The following is a 3,132-nucleotide window of genomic DNA, read 5'->3' on the forward strand; positions in this document are numbered from 1 at the left end:
CCCCCGCGCCCGCCCCCCCCCCCCGGGGGGGACGGGGCCGGCCGGTGCTCCCGGGAGCGCGACCGTCCTTTAACCCCCCCCGCGGGGCGCCGCTGCTGACGCTCGCGCCCACCTCGGCCTTGAGGCCGACGACGGTGCCCGCCTTGTGCGCGTTCAGCGGCTGCTCCATCTTCATCGCCTCCAGGACCACGATCAGCTCGCCCTCGGCGACGACCTGGCCCTCCTCGACGGCGACCTTGACGATGGTGCCCTGCATCGGCGAGGCCAGGGTGTCACCACTGACGGCCGAACCGGCCTTCTTGGCGCCCACCCGGCGCTTGGCCTTCGCGGCACCCGCCGCACCGGCCGCCGGGGCCGCCGAGACGCCCAGCGAGGACGGCAGCGAGACCTCGATCCGCTTGCCGCCGACCTCGACCACGACGGTCTCGCGGCCCTCGGCCTCCTCGCCGTCGCCGGCCGCGCCCGCGAACGGCGGGATGGTGTTGTCGAACTCGGTCTCGATCCACCGGGTGTAGATCGTGAACGGGCCCTCGCCGCCGTGCACCTCGGGCGCGAACGCCGGGTCGGTGACGACCGCCTGGTGGAACGGGATGGCGGTGGCCATGCCCTCCACCTTGAACTCGTTCAGCGCGCGGCGGGCCCGCTCCAGGGCCTGCTTGCGGTCCCGGCCGGAGACGATCAGCTTGGCCAGCAGGGAGTCCCAGGCCGGGCCGATGACCGAGCCGGTCTCCACGCCGGAGTCCAGCCGGACGCCCGGGCCGGACGGCGGCGCGAACAGCGTCACGGTGCCGGGCGCGGGCAGGAAGCCCCGGCCCGGGTCCTCGCCGTTGATGCGGAACTCGAACGAGTGGCCGCGCACCTCGGGGTCGCCGTAGCCCAGTTCCTCGCCGTCGGCGATCCGGAACATCTCGCGGACCAGGTCGAGTCCGGTGACCTCCTCGGTGACCGGGTGCTCGACCTGCAGCCGGGTGTTGACCTCCAGGAAGGAGATCGTGCCGTCCAGCGCCACCAGGAACTCGCAGGTCCCGGCGCCCTCGTAGCCGGCCTCCTTCAGGATGGCCTTGGACGCCCGGTACAGCTCGGCGTTCTGCTCGGCGGTCAGGAACGGCGCGGGCGCCTCCTCGACCAGCTTCTGGTGCCGGCGCTGCAGCGAGCAGTCACGGGTGGAGACGACCACCACGTTGCCGTGCTTGTCCGCGAGGCACTGGGTCTCCACGTGCCGCGGGTTGTCCAGGTAGCGCTCGACGAAACACTCGCCGCGGCCGAAGGCGGCGACGGCCTCGCGCACCGCGGACTCGTACAGCTCCGGGATCTCCTCCAGCGTGCGGGCGACCTTGAGGCCGCGGCCGCCGCCGCCGAAGGCCGCCTTGATGGCGACCGGAAGGCCGTGCTCCCGGGCGAACACGACCACCTCGTCGGCACCCGAGACCGGGTCCGGGGTCCCGGCGACCAGCGGCGCGCCGGCGCGCTGCGCCACGTGCCGGGCGGTGACCTTGTCACCGAGGTCGCGGATGGCCTGCGGGGGCGGGCCGATCCAGGTCAGGCCCGCGTCGAGGACGGCCTGGGCGAAGTCGGCGTTCTCCGACAGGAACCCGTAGCCGGGGTGGACGGCGTCGGCCCCGGAGTCCGCTGCGGCCTTCAGGACCTTGGCGATGTCCAGGTAACTGGTGCCGGGGGTGTCTCCACCCAGCGCGTAAGCCTCGTCGGCCGCGCGGACGTGCAGCGCATCCCGGTCCGGCTCGGCGTAGACGGCGACGCTGGCGATACCGGCGTCCGAGCAGGCCCGGGCGACGCGGACGGCGATTTCCCCGCGGTTGGCGATGAGCACCTTGCGCACTGTGGCTCCCTTCTTGAACCTGGTCGAGTTTATGGATTCCTGGGCGGTACCGGCGAGTAGCCCCAGGTTGTGAACTATCCCACACGGACGGTGATGAATTTCCGGGGCCCGTCGACCGCCCGTCCGGTGACGCCGCAGGTCGCGGCCGGTGCGGTCGAACCGGCCGGATCCACAGCGGGTGACCGGGCGTTGTCCGGTGCCCCGGTGGCATCGGACACACTCTCGCGCGGCCGGCTCAAACGACGGTGGAACGGGCGGCGGGCCGCCGCCCGTTCTGCGGGTCCGGCCGTCAGGCCCAGAGGTCGACCAGCCGGACGTCCAGGTCGGCGAGCAGGGTGCGCAGCAGCGGCAGCGAGAGGCCGATGACGTTGCCCGGGTCGCCGTCGATGCCCTCGATGAACGGCGCCGAGCGCCCGTCCAGGGTGAACGCCCCGGCGACGTGCAGGGGCTCGCCGGAGGCCACGTAGGCGGCGATCTCGGCGTCGTCCGGGGTGCCGAAGCGGACGGTGGTGGACGCGGTCGCCGAGGACTGCCGGCCGGTCGCGGTGTCGATCACGCAGTGGCCGGTGCGCAGCACCCCGGCCCGGCCGCGCATCGACTGCCAGCGGGCGAGCGCCTCGGTGGCGTCGGCGGGCTTGCCGAGGGCCTGGCCGTCCAGCTCCAGGACGGAGTCGCAGCCGATCACCAGCTCGCCGTCGGTCAGTGCGGCGGCGACGGCCTTCGCCTTGGCCTCGGCCAGCACCAGGGCGAGTTCGGCCGGGGTGGCGGCGCTGATCGCGTCCTCGTCGACGCCGCTGACCACCACGCGCGGGTCGAGGCCCGCCTGGCGGAGCAGTCCGAGGCGGGCGGGGGAGGCGGAGGCGAGGACGAGGATGCGCTGGTCGGTCATGCCCCTCAGGGTAGGGGGTGCCGGTGTCCGCCGTTCGGGTGAACGGCGGTCGCGGCGGTCGGGTGAGCGGCGGTCACCGCAGTCGGGTGGGCGCCGGTCACAGCAGGAGGAGGACGGCGGCCACCATCGCGAGGGCGGCGAGCACCCGGCCGGCCCGGTGCAGCCGCTCCATCATCCGGCGGGCCTCCGGGGAGGGCTCGTCGCGGGGGTCTGACCAGAGCACACGTCCAGGGTGCGCCGCGCCCGGCCCCGGGCGCCTGAGTATCCGTACTCAGCTTTCGGGCAATCCGGGCGGACGGGCCCGAACGGGTGCGGAGTGGGGGGGGGGGGGGGGGCGCGGGCGCGCGCCCAGCCCCCCGCGGCGCTGGCGGCCCCGCGCCCGCCGCCGCCCCCGGGGGGGGGCCGC

Annotated in this window: 3 protein-coding genes; all 3 read right to left on the reverse strand. The window is 74.7% G+C overall.

Annotated features, from left to right (window positions below):
- Window positions 1–1,837: acetyl/propionyl/methylcrotonyl-CoA carboxylase subunit alpha (locus ACFV6I_RS38690; RefSeq protein ID WP_380430875.1), on the reverse strand; the 1,837-nt coding region annotated here is incomplete at its 3' end.
- Between the two features lie 289 nt (window positions 1,838–2,126).
- Window positions 2,127–2,726 carry a nucleoside triphosphate pyrophosphatase gene (locus tag ACFV6I_RS38695; protein WP_380430878.1) on the reverse strand — a complete coding sequence of 200 codons (600 nt, stop codon included), beginning with the start codon at window positions 2,724–2,726 and terminating at the stop codon, window positions 2,127–2,129.
- A gap of 97 nt (window positions 2,727–2,823) precedes the next feature.
- The gene (gene mmpB / locus ACFV6I_RS38700; protein ID WP_279634918.1) at window positions 2,824–2,949 is read right to left on the reverse strand and encodes a morphogenic membrane protein MmpB; all 126 of its coding nucleotides are present in this window, start codon (window positions 2,947–2,949) and stop codon (window positions 2,824–2,826) included.
- Window positions 2,950–3,132 lie beyond the last annotated feature (183 nt).

It is taken from the genome of Kitasatospora sp. NPDC059803, assembly GCF_042732255.1.
GTDB lineage: Bacteria > Actinomycetota > Actinomycetes > Streptomycetales > Streptomycetaceae > Kitasatospora.